Here is a 22,214-nt window from a genome sequence, read left to right as displayed (position 1 = left end):
GGAATCTGTCTCGTCTGGATAAGGCGGAGTAAAATACGCGGGTCAGTCAATTCTCTACGAGTGTTCGCGCATGGACCAGCAGTATCTCGCCGTTCTGCGGCAGCTCCTCGAACAGGGGCACGTCAAGGGCGATCGCACCGGCACCGGCACGCGCTCGATTTTCGGCGTGATGTACCGGCATGACCTTGCCGACGGTTTTCCCTTGCTGACGACGAAGAAACTGCATATACGGTCGATCCTGCATGAATTGCTGTGGTTTCTGCGCGGCGACACCAATCTGCGCTACTTGCACGAGAACAAGGTCACCATCTGGGACGAATGGGCGACGCCGGAAGGAGAGCTGGGTCCGGTCTATGGCGCGCAGTGGCGCAAGTGGCCCAATCCGGACGGCACGTCAACGGACCAGATTTCAGCGCTTGTCGATTCCTTGATCAAGAAACCGAATAGCCGCCGCCATATCCTGAATGCATGGAACGTGTCATTCCTGCCGGACGAGTCGCGTTCCCCGGTGGAGAACGCGGCGGCGGGACGGATGGCGCTGCCGCCGTGTCATGTGATGTATCAGTTCAATGTGACCAATGGCCGCCTGAGCTGCATGCTGACACAGCGTTCCGGCGACTGGTTCCTGGGCGTGCCATATAACTGCGCGTCGGTGGCGTTCTTGACGCATATGCTGGCGCAGCAGGTGGGATTGGAGCCGGGTGAGATCATCCACTCGATTGGCGATGCCCATCTTTATTCGAATCATGTCGAGCAGGCCGCGCTGCAATTGACGCGTGCACCACGTGCGTTACCGGCATTGAAGATCCACCGCAGGCCGGCGTCGATGTTCGACTATCGCTTCGAAGATTTTGAGATCGCCGATTATGATCCGCACCCGCATATCGCCGCGCCCATTGCCATCTGATTGCGTGGCCACGACGGCACCGCCGCGCCGGCGTGGCGCGCCATTGTTGGCCTGGATGCCGATTGCCATGGTGTGTGCGGCGAGTCTGGTGCTCGGCGGTTGCGCCGGAGGCAGCGGAGGGAGTGCGGGAAGCGCAAACGGTATTTCGATGTACGGCACGATCGACCAGGGCGTCTCGTTCCGTAGCCGCTGACAGTTTGCTTTTGCCACGCCCGCAAAAAGAACGGCCCATCAGGGCCGTTCCGTTTTTTCAAGCGGGCATTCGCCCGGTAAAGCATCGCTGTTTCAGCGCTTGCCCACCATCTCTTCCGGTTTGACCCATTCGTCGAATTGCGCGTCAGTCACGTGGCCGAGTGCCAGTGCGGCCGCTTTCAACGTCGACCCATCCTTATGCGCTTTCTTTGCAATTTGTGCCGCTTTGTCATAGCCGATATGCGGATTCAGCGCCGTCACCAACATCAGTGATTCGTTCATCAAGGTGGTGATGCGTTCGCGGTTCGGTTCGATACCAACGGCACAGTTGTCGTTGAAGCTGCGTGCGCCATCGGCCAGCAGGCGCACCGATTGCAGCACGTTATGGGCGATCATCGGGCGGAACACATTCAATTCGAAGTTGCCGCTGGCACCGCCGAAATTGACCGCGACGTCGTTGCCGAATACCTGGCAGCACAGCATGGTCACGGCTTCCGATTGTGTCGGATTGACCTTGCCCGGCATGATCGAGCTCCCCGGTTCGTTTTCCGGTATCGACAGTTCGCCGAGTCCGCAGCGCGGACCACTGGCGAGCCAACGGATATCGTTGGTGATTTTCATCAAGCCTGCCGCCACGGTCTTCAGCGCACCATGCGCATGCACCAACGCATCCGCCGCCGCCATCACTTCGAATTTGTTCGGCGCGGTGATGAAGGGCAGTTTCGTCAACCGGGCGATTTCCGCCGCCACCTTGACCGCGAATTCCGGATGCGCGTTCAAACCGGTGCCCACGGCGGTGCCGCCTAGTGCGAGTTCATAGAGATGCGGCTGCGCGGCTTGCGCGTGTTTGATTGCCTGGTTCAACTGCGCGACGTAGCCGGAAAATTCCTGGCCCAGTGTCAACGGTGTGGCATCTTGCAAGTGGGTCCGGCCGATCTTGACGATATCGTCGAACGCCTTCGATTTTGCTTGCAATGTATCGCGGAGCAGGGACAGCGCCGGTAGCAAGGTATGGTGGATCGCGTAGGCGGCGGCGATGTGCATCGCGGTGGGGAATACGTCATTGGACGACTGGCCGCGGTTGACGTCATCGTTCGGATGGACTTTGCGCGCTTCACCGCGCTCGCCGCCCAGCAACTCGCTGGCCCGGTTCGCCAGCACCTCGTTGAGGTTCATATTCGTCTGCGTACCGGAGCCGGTCTGCCAGACCGCAAGCGGAAATTCGTCCGGATGTTTGCCGTCGATCACCTCATCGGCTGCGGCGATGATCGCCTGTGCCCGATCCTCGGGCAGAACACCGAGCTGTTGATTGACCGCGGCGGCGGCGCGCTTGACGATCGCCAGCGCATGAATCATCTCCGGCGATTGTTTCTCGGTCGATATCTTGAAATTCTGTAGCGAGCGCTGCGTTTGCGCTCCCCACAGTTTGGCGGATGGAACGGCAATTTCGCCAAAGGTGTCGCGTTCCATGCGGACCGCACCGTGATGGTCGGCGTGGCGGGACGAGGAATGCTGCGCGTCTGCTGTCATCGTGAACTCCAGAATGCGCCGTCGTGCGACCGGTCGTCGGGCTGCCGCAGTGGGGAGCGGCGCCTCGGGACGTTTGTCAGGGCGCGCGGCGGGGGCAGGTCATCGGCATATCCCTCTTGGCTGGGGGCGCATCGGGGATTTGCCAGCCCGAGAACCGTGTCGCGCGCGGTCGTTCGCTTCTTACAACTGGTTTTTCAACGGCAAGATGAAAAAGATGCCGGTCAGTACGTTACGCCATAGCCCGGCATCGGGATCGAAGTTGTACGTCACTACCTGACCGTGCTCGCGCGTGGTCCATACCAGGGGCGAGGGTGGCGAGCCGGACGCACCGGTCTGCGCCAAGGCGTCGCGATCGGCCAGCGTGACATGGTAACTCTCATCGGGCGACGCTGCTTCGCGGAACAATGCCGTCACCTGTTCCGCCAGTACCGGACTGTCCACTTCAAGCGCCATTTCCGTGTTCAAGCCGGCGGATCGGGGATCGAGATTCGGTGAGCCGATAAACAGAATCTGATCATCGAACACATAGGCTTTCGCGTGCAGACTGGCACGCGAATGCGAGCCGATCAGCCCGGGCTTGCGCTCCCCGGCAATCGGTTTGAATTCGTACAGGGCGACGCCTCTCTTCAACAGCGGCACACGTGCCGGGGCATAGCCGGCCTGTACGGCCGGTGCATCGGTTGCCGCCAGGGAATTGGTCAGCACCGATACTTGGACACCGCGCGCCACCATATCGCCCAACTTATCGATGCTGCCGTTATGCGGGACAAAATAGGGCGAGATAATGAGGAAACTCTTTTTCGACTGATCAGCCAGTTGTCCGATGCGACTGATCGGCGGGCTGACGTAGTCATCGGTCGGGGTAGTGATCTTGCGTGGCGTGTCCGCATAGAACGTTGCCTTGGCCCAGACCAACGGTATCTGCCCGGTGCGAATCTGCCGCGCCAATGGCGGCTCGTCGAGATTGGCGCCGTCGGTCATGGCCGACATCTCGTCCCAATGCCGGCGGAGTTCAGCACGCACCTTGGCGATTTTCGCGGCCCGGAAGTGCTGTCTGTTCAACGCTTTCAGCGGATAGCTTTCCTCGCTATTCCAGAACACATCGAAACTGCGCGAGATGTCCGGCACGATGGGCCCGACGGACAGGATGTCGATATCGCGGAACGTAATGGACGGACTGGCGTCGAAGTATTCGTCGCCAACATTGCGCCCGCCGGTGATGGCTGCCTGATTGTCGGCGATCATCGCTTTGTTATGCATTCGGCGGGTCAGCGTATCCAGGTGCGTCACGACGTTGCCCATTCGCGTCAGTGCACCTTCGTTCGCCGTCGCGAATGGGTTGAAGACGCGGATCTCGATATTCGGTGTCGAATTCATCACCGCCATGATCGAGTCGATATCCTTGAAATTCATATCGTCCAGGAGCATGCGCACCCGGACGCCGCGCTCCGCTGCCCGGACTGCCGCTTCGAGCAGCAACTTGCCGGTGTTGTCCTCGTTGGCGATGTAGTACTGAATGTCGAGTGTCCGGGTGGCCGACCGGGCCAGCGAAATACGCACCGCCAGTGCTTCCCGGCCTTGCACCAGCAAATGGAAACCGGACTCTCCCGGATGCGCCGCGCGCGCGGCGGCAAACGAGGCCGACAGCGGCGTGGGCGTGCTCGCGGGTAACGCCTGCGATGGCTGACGCACGAAGCTCGACGCAGCGGGCCGTGTCGTGGCACACCCCGCTAATGCCAACAGCGTGGCCGCCGCCAGCAACAGGCAAAAGCGGCCATACAGATCAGACAATTTCTTCAATCCAGGCGTTGCCGCCTGCCACTGGTACCCGTGCTGAAACCGCATGTTTTTATGTCTTTTTAAGGAGAGAGGGAAGCTGGGCGCGTGACCAGCGGGCCATCACATGCATTCTAGGAGAAATCCTGGCAATGATCGCGCGGCGCAAGGCCGCTTTCGATCGGTGGACGAAACGCACTAAAGCACGGTGCGTGCCGGGACGCGTGAGCCCAGGCTGCGCGGGCAATTGTTAGTCGGATGGGGCGCCGATGGATGATCCGGAAGGGGGGGCGTGTCTAAAAGCAAATGGATTGTCGGCGTTCGGCAACGGCGTGGCGCAGGGCAAACCTGTCTTCACACGTGACGGCGGGGTGCATTGTTGGTAGTATATGAAGTGACTACATTTCGTATATCACGGCACATCATGGGAATTATCAAGATATCCGATGTCATGCACGCAAACCTGCGCGCGACGAGCGGTGCATTGAGTCGATCGATCAACGCGCAGGCGGAGCATTGGATGCGGGTTGGGATGCTATCGGAGTTGTATCCGTCGCTGGCTTACGGGGAGATTTGCAGGATATTGATCCAGGCGGATGCTGATGGCACGGGACCGGCGTTGGTGCAGTTTGAAGGTGAACACGCTCAGCGCGGCGGCGTTGTATTGAATGCCGTAAACACTGATAGCCAGCAAAGAGCGACGGAGAGCGCGGCATGAGAGAAAATAAGAAAATCACGCTACGCTCCGAGGCGGAGATTGCTCAGGCGGCAACGGCGGGCGCACTTGCGGCGGATGTCTTGCGGATGATCGCGCCGCATGTGCAGCCGGGTGTGACCACGGACAAGCTGGACAGGCGCTGCCACGAATACATCGTTGACGAGTTGGGCGTCGTGCCTGCCAATGTGGGCTACCACGGCTATCCAAAAACGGTCTGCGTTGCCGTTAATCACGAAGTGTGTCACGGCATTCCGTCACCAAAGCCGCTGCGGGATGGCGACATCATCAACATCGACGTGGCGGTGATCAAGGATGGATGGTTCGGAGATACGAGCCGGATGTATTGCGTCGGCACACCGAGCGCCGCGGCAATCCGCTTGGTCCGCACGACTTACGATGCCATGTGTGCCGGCATTCGCGCCGTGCGGCCGGGCGCGACGTTAGGTGACGTGGGGTACGCGATTCAATCCGTGGCGCATGCCGCGGGATTCAGCGTAGTGCGGGAGTATTGTGGGCACGGGATCGGCAAGGTCTACCACGATGCGCCGCAAGTATTGCATTACGGCCGCCCCGGCGAAGGGGCGACGCTGAAGCCCGGCATGATTTTCACGATTGAACCAATGATCAACGCGGGACAGGCGGCCGTGCGGCAATTGGCCGATGGTTGGACCGTGGTCACGCGCGACCGCAGCCTCTCCGCGCAATGGGAGCATATGGTCGCGGTAACCGATGACGGCTATCGCGTGCTGACGCAATGGCCGGATGGGTTCGGTGACTATGCGGCGGTTTGATCTGTTTTCGCTTGCACTATGCATATCGTAACAAAGTATTTGCATCACCCGCAGTGCGGGGCGGGGCATGCGTCCCGACCGGAAATCTGCACCTCGCCTTTTACCAATGACAGGCAAGTTCTTTTCGATTAGTGTGCGGATTCGTAATACTTTGCGCGATTTAAGACTACGGAACTTGATGGTCGCTGCGTTGAGCGAGACTTCTCCGATGCCGACTTTGGCGGCACAGTTCGTACTGCTTTCCAGTGGACGAAGCAGCGCGCTAGATTCCGAAAAACTGGGATTGATCCCGTAGGTCCAGATTGACGTGTGTGTCACAGTTAAGCTTCTCAGCTGTCGCGAATACGGAAATTATCCGCTGTCAGTGTCTAACCGTGTTGCCAGCATTCGTCATCTTAGGAACCATTAAGAAATGGAAAATAAAACATAGGCATTACCGCGATATTGCTAGCGACATGTTTAACCTTGTCGGGCTGTAGTGGATTCGAGATTTTCAAATACGATTCGGTTCCAGTTGTGCGTGCCGTTCTAACCGCAGGCGCAACGCGCGCATCGGTCGTTGCGGCGGGCGGGCAGCCGAATAGCGAAGTGAAGGTTCCGCAGAATGGAGGCGTGTGCCTGAACTACACCCTGTTGACAGACAAAGGGGCGACAACGCCATTTTTTGTCGTGCTAACGCGGGATAACCGCGTTGCCAATTACGGCTATGTGTCCTGTGCGACCGCGCTCAAGGACAACTACGCGATGCCGTCGGAGGGGATGAAGCAGGTGTATTGAGCGTCGACGTGATACTGATGGCGTCGGTCATGGACGACACTACCGCGCGTCTCCGAGCGCCATTTTACGAACACGCGTGCTTCGGCGTGCAAGGTATAAGCGGCTCGGACCAAGGGGTGGCTTTGCGCGGGTTTTTAATAGCCGGAAGGCGGTATAAAGCCGCCGAAAGCCGCTTCATAAAGGCGAGCGAATGCGAGAGGCGTGCGGTCTTCTAGATAGGCACCTACGACTTGCGCGCCAATTGGCAAACCTGAGGCGTCAAGCCCGACTGGAAAACTCGTGGCAGGCAACCCCGGTACGACTGGCAGACCAGCCCAGTGAAATAGCTCGCGGAAATACAGCTCCCGTTCACCGTCTTCGTAGGAAACGGGAAACCGTCGCGCATCCTTTTCCGATGCCGCATTATGCGCGAAAGCGGGCAATGGGGCGACCGGCGTCAGAACGACGTCGATATGGTTAAATAGCTTTTCCCACTGCGCGCGCAGGGCAAGACGCGCTTCGTGCTGCAAGAGCCAGTCGCGGTGGCTGATCGAAAACGAACGTAACCATGTCGCGTCGGCGCTGGCGTCATTGTCAGCCAGCGCCGCAAGGCGTGCTGCCGCGCTTGCATCGAGAGGGGGCGGGCTTGCGAGCGATGCGCCCAGGAGCCCGCGATAAAGCGCATGCGCCGCAACGAGATCAGGCAGCACGGCATCTGGCGCGGCGCGCGCCAAAGTCTCGGGCGTGAAGACCGTAACATGATGCGCCCGCAGATTTCGAGCCGTACGCTTTATCACCTCCTGTTCGCTGATACTCGCGTCCGTGCCCGGCCACTGTGCCAATAGCAGTACGCGAAAATCGGCGAGCTTTGCATGACGTGCCGGCGGTAACGACACGCGCCATGCTTTCTTCTCGACAGGGTCCTGGTTCACTAGCAGATCGAGCGCCAATTCGAGATCGGCGGCGGTGCGTGCCAGCGGACCCGCCACAACCAGATCACGGGTCGCGTGACGACCTTGCGGTACGCCGGTGCCGCGTAGCGAGATCAGGCCCTGACTCGGCTTGTGGCCAAACACGCCGGTGAAGTGCGCCGGGATGCGAATTGAACCACCGATATCGGTACCGAGTTCAAGTGAGGAAAATCCCGCGGCGAGGGCGGTGGCGGAGCCACCCGACGAGCCACCAGGCGTGCGAGACAAGTCCCACGGATTGCGCGTCAAGCCGTAAATCTCATTGAAACTTTGCAGGTCGGCCAGCCCCAACGGCACATTGGTCTTGCCGATCAAGATGGCACCGGCCGCACGCAGGGCAGCGACAGCGGGCGCGTCTTGTACAGCGAGATTATCCTGATAGCGCACATCACCGACGGTCGTCGGCCAGCCCTCGACATCGAAGGATTCCTTCACCGTGACCGGGACGCCCAGCAGGGGCAAGCGGACGCCTTGCTGCAATGCTGTGTCGGCCGCCTTGGCGGCCGCGCGAGCACCGGCCTCATCGATAAAGACCACGGCATTCAGCGTCGGATCGAGTCGATCGATCCGCGCCAATATTTGTTCTAGCAGTGCTTCAGCGCTGACTTCGCCACCGGCCAACGCGCGCGCTTGCTCGTGCGCGCCGGCATAAATCAAGCGCGGATCACGTGCGTGCGGTCGGGTCGTGCCATCGGCAAAAACCGGTAGTGTTTTGGTGCTTGCGTCCAACGCCGACACATTGCCAGTGTCACGCGGGATCGCAATTTCAAGACGGTCGTTCATTGCTGGCGCTCCTTTGGGTAGCGAGTCACGTGGGCGGACAAGACGTTATTTCTTTGCGTCGATCCATGCATCGGATGCATCGCCGGACAAAACATCCACACTATTGACCCAGTCGTGCAAGTACGTTCTGCTCACGGTCAAGGTGGGTACACTTGCCAGTGGTAGTACGGGCAAATCGCTGCCGACAATTCGTTGAATCTCGCGGAAATTGGCGGCACGCTTGTTGTCATCGACGGCCTCGGCGGCTTCGCTGAACAGACGATCGACCTCGTCATTCTGGCAATGCGAGGCATTGACCCAGATCAAGGGATGGGGGACGCCATCAGACCAGTAGATGCGTTGCACGCCGACGCTGGGGTCGTACAGTCGTCCCAGACCATTGATGTTCAAATCGAAATCGCGTGTTGTGTACACGTGCTTTAAATAAGTGGGCAGATCGCCGCCAATGATCGTCGCGGCAATGCCGATTCGTTTCAACGACGATCGGAGAAAATCAGCGGTATGGGCAAAGTTGATACCGGGGATATAGGTGATCCGTAGCGATAAGCGTTCGCCATTGGCCTTGCGCGGATAGCCGGCCTGATCCAGCAGACGGTTGGCGGCGTCGATATCGAACGGATAGTGGAAAGTGCTGTCATCGTAATACGATTGCAGTACCTTCGGTACCGGCGAGTCGATACGCTGCGCACGACCAAAAAGTACGACCTTCACAATCAAGTCGCGATTGACGGCTTGAGCAATGGCGTGGCGGACTTCAGGTTTCGCCAGAATGGGGTTTTCAACGTTGAACTCGAGAAACGATGCATTATTGAGATATGCATCGGTCGTACTATCCACCCGCAATGCCGGATTTTTCCCGAGGCGATCCAGGTCGGGCAGCGCCACGTTTTCAGCGATATCGGCGCCCCCCGATTCCAGCGTCGTCGCGATCGCACTCGCATCGGGAATGATCTTGATGATGATCCGATCAAGGTACGGGTGACCTGTACGCCAGTAATGCGGGTTGCGGCGCAACTCGATGCAATCCCCACGCTTCCAATTGACGAGGATATATGGGCCGGTGCCGATAGGTGCGTTTGTATTCGGGCTCGACAATGGATCATCGGGGTTAGGATAGCGATGCCGCGGCACGATGGGTGTTTCAGCCGACGATAGCGCCTTGATCAGGTACGGTGCCGGCTTTGTTAATACGAGAACAGCCGTCAAGGGATCCGGTGTTTCTACCGTCGTCACATTCGCGAACGTGATCCGGCCACGCGGACCGCGCTGCTTTTGCTGCAGGATGGAGAATTTGACGTCTTCCGAGGTGAGCGCTTCACCATCACTGAACCGGACGTTGGGTCGCAGATGAAAGGTGTAGCGCAAGCCGTCCGCACTGATTTCCCAGGATTGCGCCAGCAGCGGTTGCGCAACAAAATGGGGGTCATAGCGCAGCAGCCCTTCCGTGATCTTTGTGCTGATATCGCGATCGTCGGTCTTGGTTTCAAGGAAAGATACGAGTGCGGTCGGTTGTGACGCCGTGGCGAACGTCACGGTGCCGCCGCGTTGCGGCGTGACCGAGGCGCTTGACGAAGGCCCTGTTTCCGCCGCTTGTAACGGCGCTGTCGCGAGGAACCACGACAACAGAACAGGGAAGGCAGCGCGACGAATCATGAATGTTTTCTCCATGGCAGGCATGACGTCGACACGTTCATTGACAACGAGCCAGATCTTTATCTCACGACGATTGCGTTTTCTGCGCGTCGAGTGCGTGCGTACCGGCACCATCCAGAATGAGATCATTTTGGGGATGATGTATGCGGCTGCACAACACGTCGCGAAAGTGCCGTTCGAGAGGGTTATGCCGTGACAACGCGTGGTTCCCGCTTATTTCCACAGCCTTGTTGATGGCGGCAATGGCATTTTGTGTCACTGTGTATTTCACCAGACCGAAAGACACCGATGGCGGGCCAAATGTATTGTCATTGGCGTGCCGGACACGGTCTTCGTATAAATGAACGTCGTATTGATGCTTTGCCTGCCAGAGCAGCAAGGCGTTGGTTTCGAGAAGGCCCGCAATTTCGCCTACGGCCTGTCGGATACGTGGTACCGCGGATAGCGAGGTGCCGAGGCTCGAAGGCGTACGTGATGCGATCCAGCGCAGCAGCCAGGCATTTGCCGAGCGTGCAACGCCATCGTAAAGCGCGGCCAGAAGAATCGGCAGCCAAGCATTGAGTGGTACGTCCTTGCCTTTCCACGCATCGTTTGGACGGATATCTACCGCGTATTGCGTGGGGAGCGCGACGTCTTTGAAAATAACGTCGTGACTATCGCTGGCGCGCAATCCCAGATGGTCCCACGTTTCTTCCACGCTTACGCCGTCCGCATTGAGCGGCACGAGAAATTCTCCAACCCGTTGTGTTTCGTTGTCGGCCGTTGCCGCCCAGACGATGCCCCAACGCAATTGGCTCGATCCAGTGGAATAGCGTTTCCGGCCACTCAGACGCCACCCGTCGCGCGTGCGGTGAGCGGTGGTTGCCGGCACGCCGCCACGAGATGGACTACCTAACTCTGGTTCGACCCGTAATGCGTTGATCAATGCGCCATCGTGCAAGACGCTGCGCAATACCTCATCCTTGACAGCTTGCGGCCAGGTGCTTGAGTGTGCCACCGCGCGACTGTGATACAGCTGCATCGATAGAATCAACGCCGTTGCAGGATCGGCCTGAGCGATCGTACCGATGACATCGACGACTTGCGGCAAGGGAATATCTGGACCACCCAGGCGAGTGGGGACCGTGAGCGACGTTAGCCCGTGCGAGCGTAGTACATCGAGACTTTCTGAATTGACAACACCCGAACGGTCGTGGGCTTCCGCGCGCAAGGCAAACGATTTGGCCAGCTGCACGGCTGTGCCAACCGGGTCCCGATGGCCAATAGGTTGACGCTCAGGCAGGGTAATGGGGTTTGCGCTCATCCAGCGATCTCCGACAGGATCTGACGAGTATAGAGTCGGAGTCGATGCGGTTTTATATGGTTTTCGTATAAAGTTATCGGCGGTGGTTCCGTTCGTGCCGTGCACTGCGCGATGGTGTCGCACAGGCAGTCGTGGAAGCAAACCCTGGCGTTGTGTCCGGGGGCGGTTAGCCGCTATGGAATGAAATCACACCGCCCGTCTCCTCCGGCATTATCCTAGCCGCCAATGCGACTCAAAAAGCGCCGAACCTCTTCGGGTGCATCGTCACGGAAAAAGGTTTCGGGCGGCGTGTCGGATAGGACAACGCCGTCACGCATGAAAACGATGCGATCGGCGACATCACGGGCAAATTTCACTTCGTGGGTCACCACCAGCATGGTCATCCCGTCGGAGGCGAGCTCTCGCATGGTCTGCAAGACATCATCTCGAAGGGCCGGGTCCAGCGCGGACGTCGGCTCGTCGAAAAGGATCACTTCCGGCTCCATGGCCAGTGCACGCGCAATGGCGACCCGTTGCTTTTGTCCTCCGGACAATTTCGCTGGATAGGCGTCTGATTTATCGAGCATGCGCACCCGTGACAACTGTTGCCGTGCCAGCGCCTGCGCGCGCGAATGGGATATGCCTTTGACGAACCGCGGCCCTTCCATCACATTGGCCAATGCGGTCATATGGGGAAACAGATTGAACGATTGAAAAACCATCGCGCTTTTTTGACGCATTGCCTGAATCTGTTTGTGATCGCGACGTGAAAGGTGCGCATCCGGCCTGATCGTCAAAGGGATGCCGCAGATCTCGACCGTTCCGCTATCGGGCATATCGAGGAAGTTCAACGACCGCAGCAAGGTTGTCTTTCCGGAGCCGGACGGCCCCATGATGACAACCACTTCGCCCTTGTTCACCAAGAAGTCGATACCACGCAATACCCGGTTTGCACCGAATGATTTTACGATTCCGGTTGCCCGGACGGAGACTTGCGATGGGATAGGCGTCATTTCATGTGTCTCGAGAAACGCATTTCTACCAAACCTTGGATGATCGTCAGGACTTGGTTGATAATCCAGTAAATGATCCCGACGATCAGGAACATCTCCATGTACCGAAATGTGGCGGCTCCCACCTGATCGGCGACGCGGGTTATTTCGACCACGGTGATCGTCGACGCCAGGGACGTGTCTTTCATCAAGGCGATCAGGCGACTACCGACGGGCGGTACCGCGATCCGCAATCCCTGCGGCAAAATAATCCGCGACATCGCGCGCCAGTACCCCATGCCCATCGATCGTGCCGCTTCCCATTGCCCAGGATCGACTGCGTTGATACCAGCTCTGAAGTTTTCACTGAGATAGGAGGCAGAGAACAACGTCAGTGCGGTAATCGATGCCGGGATGGGGTCCATGTTGATACCGAAACTCGGTAAGCCAAAGTAGATCAATAACAGTTGCACGAGTAACGGCGTGCCACGGAATATCGAGACATAAGCAAAACCCAACCAGCGAAGCGCCGCAATGGACGAAATTCGGGCGAGTGCGATCAAGATGCCGAGTATTGAGCCAAGTACGAACGAACTCGCCCCAAGCATCAACGTTGTTGGAATAGCCGTTTCAAGAAGCGGCCAAGCACGTGAGAGTAACGCCCACATTTACTGTTCCTTCTTCGCGATCTCAATACTGCTGACCATGTCGTAGTCTGCACCGACCCAGCGCTTCGAGATATTCGCGAGCGTGCCATCGTTGATCATGCTTTGGATTGCGTAGGTGACCGCTTGTTTCAGCTCAGGCTGTCCTTTCGCCAGTGCCGGTGCGGATAGCTGATACGTCAAGGGCTCTCCCACTTCCTTTACAGGGAGATGGTTGACGTTTGCATACTTCAATCCGCCGAAATGGGAGATGATGACCGAGTCGACTCGCCCAATTGCCAGGTCGCTGAATACGAGTGCGCCATTCTCGTAACTCTTGATGGTCGAGTCTTTCAAGTTCGCTTTCGCCCATGCTTCGTTACTGGAACCGGTCGTAACACCAACGCTTTTCCCTGCAAGGTCGGCGCGAGAGGCGATGCGGCTCTCATTGCGTACGAAAATACGGAATTGTTCGACGCCGTATGGTGCCGCGAAGTCGATTTGCTTTTCACGCTCAGCGGTTGGCGTCAGGTCATTCATGACGAGATCGTATTTGCCCGTCTTCAAACCCTCGACAAAGTTTTTAAAAGAATCCGCCACGAATACTACCTTGGCAATTTTGAGGCGTTTTGCCAGTTCTTGGGCCACCGCGACGTCATATCCTTCGGGGCGGTTGTCCACGCCGAGCATGCTCCAGGGGGGCGTGCTTTGCGTATTGGCAATGCGGATCACGCCGGCGTTACGCATTTTCGTGAGGCTGTCCTCGGCGTGTGCCGCGGCGCTTGCGAGACACGCCGAGACGGCCATGACCCCAATAGTCACCGCACGGGCAAACGTCGGTGCAACCGGCGACAAAAACGATCGATTCATCTTCCTACTCCATCATCTGAGGCAGTGTGCGGAAATGCGGGATGCGGTTAAACCGCGGCGTTGAATGCGGACAATGCGGCATCCAGGTCGGCGATCAGTTCATCGGCGTCTTCGAGTCCGATGGAAATGCGGACCACGGGCTGATCAGTTAGCGGGAATGCCCGGTCACGTTGCAACGCTGCCGGATAGAATGCGGCCAGGCTATGCACGCCGCCCCAGCTCGCACCTATCACGAACAAACGTAATGTGTCGAAGAAGGCGGTATACGCTGCGTCTGTTGCGGGACGGAGGATGACGGACATCAAGCAGCCATGACCGGAGAAGTCACGTTTCCACCGCGCGTGCCCCCGGCTGCCAGGAAGTGCGGGAAACAGCACTTCCTGGACGGCATCGTGTTTGGTAAGCCATTCCGCTACGTGTAGCGCGGACTTCGCCTGCGCTTCGAAACGGACTTTGAGCGTTTCCAGCCCACGCATCACCAGGAAGCAGTCGTCAGGACTGGTCTGTTGGCCGGTAATGCTTTGCGTTTCGCGGAGCCTCTCATAATGCGCAAAATCGCGCACCGTGATTGCGCCAACGAGCAGATCCGAATGGCCGCCGAAATATTTCGTGGCGGCCTGTATGCAAAAATCGATGCCGAGATCGAGTGGCCTGAAGGCTAGGGGACTGGCCCAGGTATTGTCGATCATCGTCAACACCTGTTTCTGGCGCGCAACGGCGGCGATGGCGGGTATATCGGCGACTTCCATCGTTACGGTGCCGGGCGCCTCAAGGCAGATCATTTTGGTATTCGGCTTGATCAAGGCGTCGATCTCGGCACCGATTGTTGGATCGAATTGCTCCACCTCCACGCCGAAGTGTGCCAGCCACTTCGCGGCGAACGTCTTCAGGGAGCCGTAGCAAGATGCTGAAATCAAGAGATGATCACCGCCGCGTATGAAGCCCATCACCGTCGTTATCAATGCCGAGGCGCCCGAGGGCACGACGATGCAATACCCGCCGCCTTCAAGCTCCGCGATACGGTGTTCCAGTTCCCGCGCGGTGGGGGTTCCCGTGATGCCATAACTGAAGCCGTCAGGCTGTCTGTCCTTGCGGCGCGCAAAATCATCCAGGGAATCGAAGACGACCGTCGAGGCGCGCACCACCGCTGGCGACAGGCTGCGAAAAGGTTGAGGCGTGGATTGAATGGGTTTCATGATCGAATCTACGAAAACGACGTTGAGAGCACTTTTTCTGAGATGCAGTCTATCGGCTGGTATGATTTCTGAAACACCGGAAATAATTAGGTCTATAAGCAGAAGTTATGGGGCGTGAGACATGGGAATACGGGAAATCGAGGTTTTTCGGGCCGTCATGACGTCGGGCAGCACCAGCAAGGCGGCGGGTCTGCTAAATATTTCCCAGCCGGCCGTTAGCCAATCGATTCGCAAATTGGAGGAAAGCGCGAAGCTGCGGTTGTTCGAGCGCGTTCGTGGTCGTCTCTTGCCAACCCAGGAAGCACTGGCGTTGATGAATGACGTCGATCGCTATTTCGTTGGCTTCGAGGTCATCGAACACCGTATCCGTAGCTTGGGGACATATGGCCTGGGGAGATTGGCTATTGCCTCTTTGCCCGCGCTGGGAACGGGATTCATCCCCCGAGTGATTTCGCATTTTGGTGCCGAAGCGCGGCAGGTGCAGATATCCCTGCAAATCATGAGTTCACGCGAAGTACATGAGCGGGTCAGCGCCGGGCAAGCCGACTTTGGCCTGATGTCCGATGAAATGTCATTTTCGGGCCTGGAGCACTCTCCTTTCATCAACATGCCCGGTGTGGCGGTGATGAATGCCCAGCACCCGTTGGCGAAGTCGCCGGGTGTTAGAACCAGTGATTTGAATGGCTTGTCGTTTATCGCGCTGAACCCGGAGGACAGTATGCGTCGCCGGCTCGAGGCGCGGCTCGACGAGATGCACATCAAGATGCGCCCGGTCGTGGAGACGCCTTATTCACATACGGTTTGCGAACTGGCATTGGCCGGGGTGGGCGTAGGCATAGCGCATCCGATCGTGGCGATCGACTATCTGGCGCGTGGTCTGGTGATCAAGCCAATCGAGGTCGAAACGGTTTTTACAAGCGTCCTCGTTTTTCGTGCGGGAAGTCCGCTGTCTGAAAACGCCAAACAGTTTTTACGGAGCATGCGCGTGCAGTTGTCCCGCGACGAAAAGGTTGTCGAGAAGGCGCTGAAGGTGGGCGCGTCGCGTGTAGGTGGGGGCGTTTGAGTGCGCATCGTCGGTGATAGGTCTGTCGCGAGACACGACCAACCTAGTGTTTCGTTTTTCTAGAAGCGATTTTGTCGAGTGATGACAAGACATTTTCTGGCAGATGAAGATTCACGCTGTCGATGTTCTGCTTCAGATGATTGGTCGACGATGTTCCAGGTATCAAAAGGATGTTTGGCGAGCGCTGTAATAACCATGCAAGGGCTACTTGCATCGGTGCCGCGCCGCATTGCTCTGCGGCGTGGATCAGCGCATCGGCTTGCAAAGGAGAGAAGCCGCCAAGCGGGAAAAACGGGACATAGGCGATGCCATCTTCTGCAAGGCTGTCAATCAGCGCGTCATCGTTCCGATGGGCGACGTTGTACATGTTCTGCACGCACACAATGGGCGTAATCGCGCGTCCCTGGGCAACCTGCTTTGCAGTGACATTACTTAGCCCGATATGACGAATCAAGCCTTTCATCTGCAACTCCGCAAGTGCGGTCAAAGGCGCTTCGATATCGCCCTCGGTGGGTGCCGCGACGTCGAACATCACGCGAAAATTCACTACACCAAGTGCATCGACACCAAGATTGCGCAGGTTCTCATACACGGCTGATTCCAATTCGGCCGCGGATGATGCGACGTTCCACGAGGCATCGCTACCCCTGCTAGCACCTACTTTCGTGACAATGGTGAGCGCGTCGGGATAGGGGTGGAGCGCCTCGCGGATAAGCTGATTTGTAACGTGAGGACCATAAAAATCACTCGTGTCGATATGCGTGATTCCGCTTTCAACCACGGCACGTAGCACGGAAATCGCGGCAGCCCTGTCTTTTGGCGGTCCGAAAACGTGAGGACCGGCTAGCTGCATCGCGCCATAGCCCATGCGTGTAACAGAAAGGTCGCCAAGTTGAAAAGTACCCGCCCGCGTAACGTCAGTCATTGATCCACTCCTTCTTTCAGCTGTTTATTTCTATAGACACAAGATGTTCGGATAGAATACGAATAATTATTCATATTGTGAATTCGCATATGCCCACAGAGAACGGCCGGGGACTGAACGCCCGCAAACAGCCGCAACAGGCGCGTTCTCAGGCGACAGTGGACGCGATTTTCGATGCAACTATTCAGGTTTTGCTGGTTGACGGGTTGCAGCGACTTACCACGATTCGGGTGGCAGAGCGAGCTGGCGTATCAATCGGAACGCTTTACCAGTACTTTCCTCAAAAACAGGCCCTTCTTTTTGCCGTGCTGCAGCGACACCTGGAAAGGGTGGTGCGAGCTATCGAGGACGCCGCGGCGTCAGCGCATAACGCTTGTTTGTCGATGATGGTGAAGGAGGTTATTGCCGCATTCGTGAAAGCGAAGACGGAGAGCCTGGAGGAATCGCGTGCCTTATACGCGGTTGCCTTTGAAATCGACTCGCGCGAATACGTTCGCGAAATCGAGGCACGCAACCGCGCGGCGCTAGAGGCTATGCTGAATACGGCTTCCGATGTGCATTTCGACGACCTTTCCATGACCATTTTCATGTTCATGGGAGCCTTGGTTGGTCCCATACGGTTGCTGCTTGAAGGGAAGCCACAGCCCTCAATGATTCGCGCGTTTCGCGGGCAACTTGAGTCGCTCTGTCTGGGGTATCTCGAACGCGAGGCACGACCAAGATTTACGGCGGACTAGTTGCCACCGTTGCAGGAAAATAGGATACGCCGGTTGAGCGACTGCGAGGGAGCGGCCCGACTTGGATTTTCGTTTCGTGGAAGGGTGCTCGACTGTCGCGATTTTTTAAGCTGACACGCACGCGTGAACGCGTTTGCCGAGCCTCCGCCCGTACAATACCAGGCGTAGGCTTGATTCCAGCATCATGGCGAACAGGGAAATGATGCGCTGTGGCAGGGCAAGAAGTTGAGGCTGCATTGCGGCCATGCTCGGCATGGCCGCAGCGTGCTTAGTTCCGATGCTCCTCTCGATGTTCGTTCCCTGGCTTGTGCTCTGCCTCATGAGGCTGCGGCCGAGCGTGTTGCGCCTCTGCATGCGGGTGTGCCGGCTGCTGTGCGGGGCGCGGCTCCTCGCGTGGTTCGGCTGCTCTTTCCGGATGCGGCTTCTCAACGGATCTTTCATTATTCGGCGCTTCGACGCGTGTTGGCGCGTGCGGTTCAACTTGCCTGTGTTGTTCCACTGCGTGCGGGGCCTCCACTACATGCTGCTCCGGTTGCGCGTGCTCGACGGCTTCTCGTGGATGGGGTACACCGTTTTCATGAGCCTGGATCGCGTGCGGCGGTTCGGCGTTTTGCGGCCGAGGCGCTGCGGGATTCGGCACGGTTCGTGGTTCCGGTGCGCGCACCTGCGGTTGAGCCGGCGCGGCGGAATGCGCTGCTGGTGCTTCAACATGGTGGCCCGGCACCCCTTGTGCGCTCACCGGGTGTACTTGTGCGCGATTGATGACGCGAAATCCCGCAGGCGTGGCCACCGCGCCTGGCGTGCGAGCGGCGAACGCTGCTGGCGCAGTCGTACGCACTACTGGATTACCGGCTCCGGGCACCTTGCCGCCGCTTGCCGCGAATCGTTGCGCCAATGTATCGTGGAATGCTGCGGGGACGACCGGCGCGCGCGTTGCTACCACCTGACGCTGTGCTAGCGCTGCTGGTGCGCCGATGTTTGCCGGTCGCAGCGCGCCGGCAAAGCTCTGCTGAACCGGTGCGATGGCCGGGGCGCCGGCGCCAATCTGTGCATGGGCCAGCATTTGTGCATTGAAAGGACGCGCGGCCTGTGCCACGGGTTGACCTCGCAAGAAGGCATTGGCGGGCACCGCCGTGATGGCACCAGGCGCGCTCTGGTTGATGTAGGTGTTATGGATGTTGGTGACGTTATTGACGATCGTCGTATTGTGAACATTGGTAATGTTCACGTTGTTGATGCGATTGTAATAGGCGGGACTGTAGTGGTAGGCCGGATGCCATGCCTCCCCGGGTCCGAGTGCGAACCAAGCGACGCCCGCGCCGACGGTTGCGCCAATTGCAAGATCGACACCCCAACGTGGTCCGCCGTTACCGCCGCCCACGAAGGCCACCAAGGCCGGGGCATAGACAGGCGGCTGAGCGACGATCGGTCCCGGTACCCAGGCCCACGCATGGCTGACATAGGCCCAACGACCGTAATGGAAGGGTGCGAAGCCCCAGGGCGCATCGTCCACCCACGTCCATCCCCAGGGCGCAATCCACGCCCAGTGTCCTTCGTGATAGGGTGCCCAACCGGCCGTCACTGCCACGGTGGGTACCCACACTTCGCCATAGGTTGGATCACTGCGCCACGTACCATTGGCGTCGAGGTCTTCGTACCCCGGTATCTCACGCGATACATAGCGCGCGGAGATCGAGTCGTCTTCCGCGCGATCGCGACTGGCGACCCATTGGTCGAACGCATCGAGTCCTGGCGCCGCACCGCCTGCTTGTTGCTGTAGGCCCGTGCCGACAAATTGGATTTGCTGACCGGCGCGCATCTGGAATGAACCACCGTCGCCATACAACGTGGCATTGCCTGCGCGCAGCGTCACCGTGGTCGAACTGCCGTCGGCGGCGACATCGATGCGGAACAGACCCGGTGTTGTCGCGACGAGTGCGACGTTCGGCGTATCGATCTCGAAGCTCTGACCCGCGGGCAGCGCGCGAACGTGTGCAGACAGCGTGCCTTGTGTCACTTTCAATTGGGTAATAGTGTCATTCAGATTCACAATGTCGAGCGCGGTCTGATGATCCAGTCGTAATGCCGTCGAACCTGTATGCAATTCTGCGCGGGCGTTGGCATCGGCCCACAACTGATCGCCCGTGGTGAGTGGGCGATTCAACACGGCATAGGACCATTCGGTTAAGCCTGCTGGTTCCAGCGTCACCGTCCCGGCGAAGTAGTTCAGACGCGCGACACGGGAGGGCGGATCACCCGCCGATGCCGCAGGCGATCCCGGCGACGGTACCTGTTGTGCCTCGCTGGAAAGGGGCGCTAAAGCAAGGAAAGCGGACGCCGCGATGGCAATTGCACGGACGCGGTGAAGGGATGTCGTCATGACGGGCTGCTCCGAGAGTCTCGATATTGTCGTTTTTGGAAGGCCGGAATCGCGCCTTTTGTTCGCTGCTGAGCGTACTAACGCGAAGAATAAGCCTGCGGATGACAGTGGCGGTGCAACCTTTCATACGAATTTGCTACAAAATGTGAGGATAATGAGTTCGTCTAAAAAAACTTTGTCGCGTGGACAAGTTGATTGGCAAACGTGGGAATGCCTGATCTCGTCATGCAGTGCGATGCAAAAGACGTTTGCCGGAAGCAACCTTTCATTCGGTAAGGGGGCGATCGCGGTTTTGATTTCCGATCCTAATAAAGTGATTGGTATGCTAAATCGCTACGGATGGCGTGTTTGATGGCATGCGTGGCGTGCCGTATGTCGTGGATGCGGAAATGCCATCCACCGACATCAAATTTTATCGAAAGCAGATTTCGGTGGATGCGGATTTCTTTTTTACTACGTCACATTACGTAGTACTTTCGATTATCGATGTCGGCAACAGCATGCGTTTGGAAAAAAATGGCAAAACGTAAGGAAAATGCGATGGCTGCACGAACGCTGGGTTGCAAATCATAAGAAGATATGGCGGCAGTACAGCCTTGCTGGCTTGGGCACTCGCCGACGTAAGCGCAAACGAATCGCAGTTGTGCGAGATCCGCTGATTGACCTTGTCTATAAACGTAAACACCGGGCCGGAACGTGCGGGCAAGTGCTTGACGCCTGCGCTTACGAAGCAGGCGTTATGCTGTCGTTCATCCGACCAGGCAAGTCCGTTGAGAAAGCGTATATCGATACCTTCAACGGAAAATTTCGTGACCCTACCTGTCGTTGTCTGAAGCCTGCGCAGGAGCGTTTTCTCGCTCATCGCTGCCACTTTGGCCAGGTCGGCTATCGGTGGATACCGACGCTGTGGTTAGTCGGCATGGCGCCAATGCGTCGTCGCGCGCTGCCGGAGATCGCAAGCGGTTTCATGTCAGTGCCGTGGCAGCGATTGGATGAATTGCTGCAACTGCTGTGCATAGAACTTCGCCATGCCGGTGGTGCCGTGGCCGCGCGTCTTGTCGCTGGCCGGGATCAGCAGCACGCGCGCGTTGGGTAGATGCTTTATGGCGGCTTGCAGTACGCCCGTTTGCGGCGGGTTGCGTTCGTCGTCGGCCGAGTTGATCGCCAGTAACGGCACCTTGATGTTGGTCAGCGTCGGCATGGCGTTGTAGTCTGCCGATGATCCCCATTGATAGATGAAGTCGTTGGCGTCCGCCGTCACTGGCGCTGCCAGGCGTTCGTCCACCAATTTGTCGGCCTGGGCGTGCGTGCCCGCGATTTTCTGATAGCCCAGCGTGCCGCCCGTGGTGGCGAAGATGAACATGTTGTTGGCCAAGCGCAGCGATGGGGGTTGCGTGGTGTAGTTGCCGTTGTTCCAGGCCGGGTCCTGCTTGATCGATTCCACCAGCATGCGGCGCATGAGCCAGTTTCGGCTGGCCATTTCAGTGGGTTGCGAGGCCATCGGCACCAGGCCGTCGGCGAAGCCTGGATAGTGGCCGCCCCACAGCCACGTCTGCATGCCGCCCATCGAGTTGCCGATGATCAGACGCAGGTGTTTGACGCCCAAGCCTTCGGTGAGCATGCGGTATTGCGCGACTACCATGTCGTCATAGTCATATTGCGGGAAGGCGGCGCGCAGGCCATCCGAGGGCTTGCTGGATTTGCCTACGCCGATGCCATCCGGAATGATGATGAAATATTTGTTGGCGTCCAGCGGCTGGCCGGGTCCGAACAGCTGGCCGCCGAAATCTTTGGACAGCATGGCTTGCGCGGTTTGATAGGTGCCGTGCAGGACCAGCACTGCCGGGTTGTTGGGTTCGCCAAGGGTGATGTAGTGCAGGCGCAGCTTGTCTTGCGTCTGACCGTCATGGAAGGTGAAGCTGGCGGCGATCCAGTCGCCTTCGACCGGCGCCGGTTGGTCGAAGGCGTGTGCTGAAGCGATCGGGAGCAGCAGGGCGGCGCAGGACAGCAGCAGGGTGGCGGTGCGAGAGGTCAGACGCATCAGGCTT

At 58.3% G+C, this 22,214-nt stretch carries 21 protein-coding genes; 8 read left to right on the top strand and 13 right to left on the bottom strand.

The annotated features are described in order from the left end of the window. Positions 1 to 70 precede the first annotated feature (70 nt). Positions 71 to 907: a thymidylate synthase gene (locus WM40_RS17515; RefSeq protein WP_046153515.1), complete on the top strand. Its 837-nt coding sequence runs from the start codon at positions 71 to 73 to the stop codon at positions 905 to 907. Further along, on the top strand, positions 867 to 1,100 hold the full coding sequence (locus tag WM40_RS17510) for a hypothetical protein (RefSeq protein WP_046153514.1): 234 nt from the start codon (positions 867 to 869) through the stop codon (positions 1,098 to 1,100). Before WM40_RS17515 ends, WM40_RS17510 begins: the two co-directional genes overlap by 41 nt. A 92-nt stretch (positions 1,101 to 1,192) precedes the next feature. Here WM40_RS17510 and fumC read toward each other — a convergent pair whose 3' ends face one another. Together fumC and WM40_RS17500 are read right to left on the bottom strand one after the other, a co-directional pair. Further along, positions 1,193 to 2,629: a class II fumarate hydratase gene (gene fumC / locus WM40_RS17505; RefSeq protein WP_236693574.1), complete on the bottom strand. Its 1,437-nt coding sequence runs from the start codon at positions 2,627 to 2,629 to the stop codon at positions 1,193 to 1,195. 180 nt (positions 2,630 to 2,809) lie between these two features. After that, positions 2,810 to 4,474: a phospholipase D family protein gene (locus tag WM40_RS17500; RefSeq protein WP_024901594.1), complete on the bottom strand. Its 1,665-nt coding sequence runs from the start codon at positions 4,472 to 4,474 to the stop codon at positions 2,810 to 2,812. A gap of 355 nt (positions 4,475 to 4,829) precedes the next feature. On the opposite strand from WM40_RS17500, the gene WM40_RS17495 reads away from it, so the two are divergent. The 3 genes from WM40_RS17495 to WM40_RS17485 all read left to right on the top strand — a co-directional run bounded on the left by WM40_RS17495 (position 4,830) and on the right by WM40_RS17485 (position 6,691). Continuing rightward, the gene (locus WM40_RS17495) at positions 4,830 to 5,123 is read left to right on the top strand and encodes a ParD-like family protein (RefSeq protein ID WP_024901593.1); all 294 of its coding nucleotides are present in this window, start codon (positions 4,830 to 4,832) and stop codon (positions 5,121 to 5,123) included. Further along, positions 5,120 to 5,914, top strand: coding sequence for a type I methionyl aminopeptidase (gene map / locus WM40_RS17490; RefSeq protein WP_046153513.1), 795 nt, complete (start codon positions 5,120 to 5,122; stop codon positions 5,912 to 5,914). The genes WM40_RS17495 and map overlap by 4 nt, the downstream gene beginning before the upstream one ends. 516 nt (positions 5,915 to 6,430) lie before the next feature. Further along, positions 6,431 to 6,691, top strand: coding sequence for a hypothetical protein (locus tag WM40_RS17485; RefSeq protein WP_157685840.1), 261 nt, complete (start codon positions 6,431 to 6,433; stop codon positions 6,689 to 6,691). A gap of 134 nt (positions 6,692 to 6,825) precedes the next feature. Here WM40_RS17485 and WM40_RS17480 read toward each other — a convergent pair whose 3' ends face one another. The 7 genes from WM40_RS17480 to metC all read right to left on the bottom strand — a co-directional run bounded on the left by WM40_RS17480 (position 6,826) and on the right by metC (position 15,061). Then, complete coding sequence (locus WM40_RS17480) at positions 6,826 to 8,424, bottom strand: amidase (protein ID WP_082102900.1); 1,599 nt, start codon at positions 8,422 to 8,424, stop codon at positions 6,826 to 6,828. Between the two features lie 45 nt (positions 8,425 to 8,469). Beyond that, a complete protein-coding gene (locus WM40_RS17475) occupies positions 8,470 to 10,206 on the bottom strand; it encodes an ABC transporter substrate-binding protein (RefSeq protein WP_236693573.1) in 1,737 nt (578 codons plus the stop codon). Continuing rightward, positions 10,142 to 11,380 (bottom strand): acyl-CoA dehydrogenase family protein, encoded by a 1,239-nt coding sequence (locus tag WM40_RS17470; protein ID WP_024901587.1) that lies wholly within the window; start codon positions 11,378 to 11,380, stop codon positions 10,142 to 10,144. The genes WM40_RS17475 and WM40_RS17470 overlap by 65 nt, the downstream gene beginning before the upstream one ends. Positions 11,381 to 11,595: 215 nt before the next feature. Next, entirely contained in the window at positions 11,596 to 12,372 is a 777-nt protein-coding gene (locus tag WM40_RS17465; RefSeq protein ID WP_046153511.1) for an amino acid ABC transporter ATP-binding protein, read from the bottom strand. Further along, positions 12,369 to 13,019, bottom strand: coding sequence for an amino acid ABC transporter permease (locus WM40_RS17460; protein ID WP_024901585.1), 651 nt, complete (start codon positions 13,017 to 13,019; stop codon positions 12,369 to 12,371). The genes WM40_RS17465 and WM40_RS17460 overlap by 4 nt, the downstream gene beginning before the upstream one ends. Then, positions 13,020 to 13,865, bottom strand: a complete 846-nt coding sequence (locus tag WM40_RS17455) for a transporter substrate-binding domain-containing protein (protein ID WP_046153510.1) — start codon at positions 13,863 to 13,865, stop codon at positions 13,020 to 13,022. A 47-nt stretch (positions 13,866 to 13,912) separates the two neighbouring features. Further along, positions 13,913 to 15,061, bottom strand: coding sequence for a cystathionine beta-lyase (gene metC / locus WM40_RS17450; protein ID WP_046153509.1), 1,149 nt, complete (start codon positions 15,059 to 15,061; stop codon positions 13,913 to 13,915). Positions 15,062 to 15,182: 121 nt separating this feature from the next. On the opposite strand from metC, the gene WM40_RS17445 reads away from it, so the two are divergent. Further along, positions 15,183 to 16,124 (top strand): LysR substrate-binding domain-containing protein, encoded by a 942-nt coding sequence (locus tag WM40_RS17445; protein WP_024901582.1) that lies wholly within the window; start codon positions 15,183 to 15,185, stop codon positions 16,122 to 16,124. A 43-nt stretch (positions 16,125 to 16,167) separates the two neighbouring features. Here WM40_RS17445 and WM40_RS17440 read toward each other — a convergent pair whose 3' ends face one another. Then, positions 16,168 to 17,049, bottom strand: a complete 882-nt coding sequence (locus WM40_RS17440; RefSeq protein WP_046153508.1) for an aldo/keto reductase family oxidoreductase — start codon at positions 17,047 to 17,049, stop codon at positions 16,168 to 16,170. Between the two features lie 158 nt (positions 17,050 to 17,207). Between WM40_RS17440 and WM40_RS17435 the strand changes: the two genes are divergently transcribed. Then, the gene (locus WM40_RS17435; protein ID WP_236693572.1) at positions 17,208 to 17,786 is read left to right on the top strand and encodes a TetR/AcrR family transcriptional regulator; all 579 of its coding nucleotides are present in this window, start codon (positions 17,208 to 17,210) and stop codon (positions 17,784 to 17,786) included. Between the two features lie 268 nt (positions 17,787 to 18,054). Here the strand turns inward: WM40_RS17435 and WM40_RS17430 are convergent, their stop codons facing one another. Next, the gene (locus WM40_RS17430; protein ID WP_052738385.1) at positions 18,055 to 20,166 is read right to left on the bottom strand and encodes a DUF6600 domain-containing protein; all 2,112 of its coding nucleotides are present in this window, start codon (positions 20,164 to 20,166) and stop codon (positions 18,055 to 18,057) included. On the opposite strand from WM40_RS17430, the gene WM40_RS30220 reads away from it, so the two are divergent. Further along, positions 20,165 to 20,518: a hypothetical protein gene (locus WM40_RS30220; RefSeq protein ID WP_024901578.1), complete on the top strand. Its 354-nt coding sequence runs from the start codon at positions 20,165 to 20,167 to the stop codon at positions 20,516 to 20,518. The genes WM40_RS17430 and WM40_RS30220 overlap by 2 nt on opposite strands. Before the next feature lie 111 nt (positions 20,519 to 20,629). Here WM40_RS30220 and WM40_RS32115 read toward each other — a convergent pair whose 3' ends face one another. After that, on the bottom strand, positions 20,630 to 21,028 hold the full coding sequence (locus tag WM40_RS32115) for a hypothetical protein (RefSeq protein ID WP_157684900.1): 399 nt from the start codon (positions 21,026 to 21,028) through the stop codon (positions 20,630 to 20,632). A 108-nt stretch (positions 21,029 to 21,136) separates the two neighbouring features. Next, positions 21,137 to 22,207 carry an alpha/beta fold hydrolase gene (locus WM40_RS17420; RefSeq protein ID WP_036006939.1) on the bottom strand — a complete coding sequence of 357 codons (1,071 nt, stop codon included), beginning with the start codon at positions 22,205 to 22,207 and terminating at the stop codon, positions 21,137 to 21,139. Positions 22,208 to 22,214 lie beyond the last annotated feature (7 nt).

This window comes from Robbsia andropogonis (assembly GCF_000970345.1).
GTDB classification, from domain to species: Bacteria; Pseudomonadota; Gammaproteobacteria; order Burkholderiales; family Burkholderiaceae; genus Robbsia; species Robbsia andropogonis.
The sequence above is the reverse complement of the archived record's forward strand: the minus strand, read 5'-3'. Positions and strand labels throughout refer to the sequence as shown.

Excerpts from the sequence above, each read along its gene's own strand:
- WM40_RS17515 (WP_046153515.1), top strand. The coding sequence starts at position 71 with ATGGACCAGCAGTATCTCGCCGTTCTGCGGCAGCTCCTCGAACAGGGG.
- WM40_RS17510 (WP_046153514.1), top strand. The coding sequence starts at position 867 with ATGATCCGCACCCGCATATCGCCGCGCCCATTGCCATCTGATTGCGTG.
- fumC (WP_236693574.1), bottom strand. The coding sequence starts at position 2,629 with ATGACAGCAGACGCGCAGCATTCCTCGTCCCGCCACGCCGACCATCAC.
- WM40_RS17500 (WP_024901594.1), bottom strand. The coding sequence starts at position 4,474 with ATGCGGTTTCAGCACGGGTACCAGTGGCAGGCGGCAACGCCTGGATTG.
- WM40_RS17495 (WP_024901593.1), top strand. The coding sequence starts at position 4,830 with ATGGGAATTATCAAGATATCCGATGTCATGCACGCAAACCTGCGCGCG.
- map (WP_046153513.1), top strand. The coding sequence starts at position 5,120 with ATGAGAGAAAATAAGAAAATCACGCTACGCTCCGAGGCGGAGATTGCT.
- WM40_RS17480 (WP_082102900.1), bottom strand. The coding sequence starts at position 8,424 with ATGAACGACCGTCTTGAAATTGCGATCCCGCGTGACACTGGCAATGTG.
- WM40_RS17475 (WP_236693573.1), bottom strand. The coding sequence starts at position 10,206 with ATGATCTCATTCTGGATGGTGCCGGTACGCACGCACTCGACGCGCAGA.
- WM40_RS17470 (WP_024901587.1), bottom strand. The coding sequence starts at position 11,380 with ATGAGCGCAAACCCCATTACCCTGCCTGAGCGTCAACCTATTGGCCAT.
- WM40_RS17465 (WP_046153511.1), bottom strand. The coding sequence starts at position 12,372 with ATGACGCCTATCCCATCGCAAGTCTCCGTCCGGGCAACCGGAATCGTA.
- WM40_RS17460 (WP_024901585.1), bottom strand. The coding sequence starts at position 13,019 with ATGTGGGCGTTACTCTCACGTGCTTGGCCGCTTCTTGAAACGGCTATT.
- WM40_RS17455 (WP_046153510.1), bottom strand. The coding sequence starts at position 13,865 with ATGAATCGATCGTTTTTGTCGCCGGTTGCACCGACGTTTGCCCGTGCG.
- metC (WP_046153509.1), bottom strand. The coding sequence starts at position 15,061 with ATGAAACCCATTCAATCCACGCCTCAACCTTTTCGCAGCCTGTCGCCA.
- WM40_RS17445 (WP_024901582.1), top strand. The coding sequence starts at position 15,183 with ATGGGAATACGGGAAATCGAGGTTTTTCGGGCCGTCATGACGTCGGGC.
- WM40_RS17440 (WP_046153508.1), bottom strand. The coding sequence starts at position 17,049 with ATGACTGACGTTACGCGGGCGGGTACTTTTCAACTTGGCGACCTTTCT.
- WM40_RS30220 (WP_024901578.1), top strand. The coding sequence starts at position 20,165 with ATGACGGGCTGCTCCGAGAGTCTCGATATTGTCGTTTTTGGAAGGCCG.
- WM40_RS17430 (WP_052738385.1), bottom strand. The coding sequence starts at position 20,166 with ATGACGACATCCCTTCACCGCGTCCGTGCAATTGCCATCGCGGCGTCC.
- WM40_RS32115 (WP_157684900.1), bottom strand. The coding sequence starts at position 21,028 with ATGAGCGAGAAAACGCTCCTGCGCAGGCTTCAGACAACGACAGGTAGG.
- WM40_RS17420 (WP_036006939.1), bottom strand. The coding sequence starts at position 22,207 with ATGCGTCTGACCTCTCGCACCGCCACCCTGCTGCTGTCCTGCGCCGCC.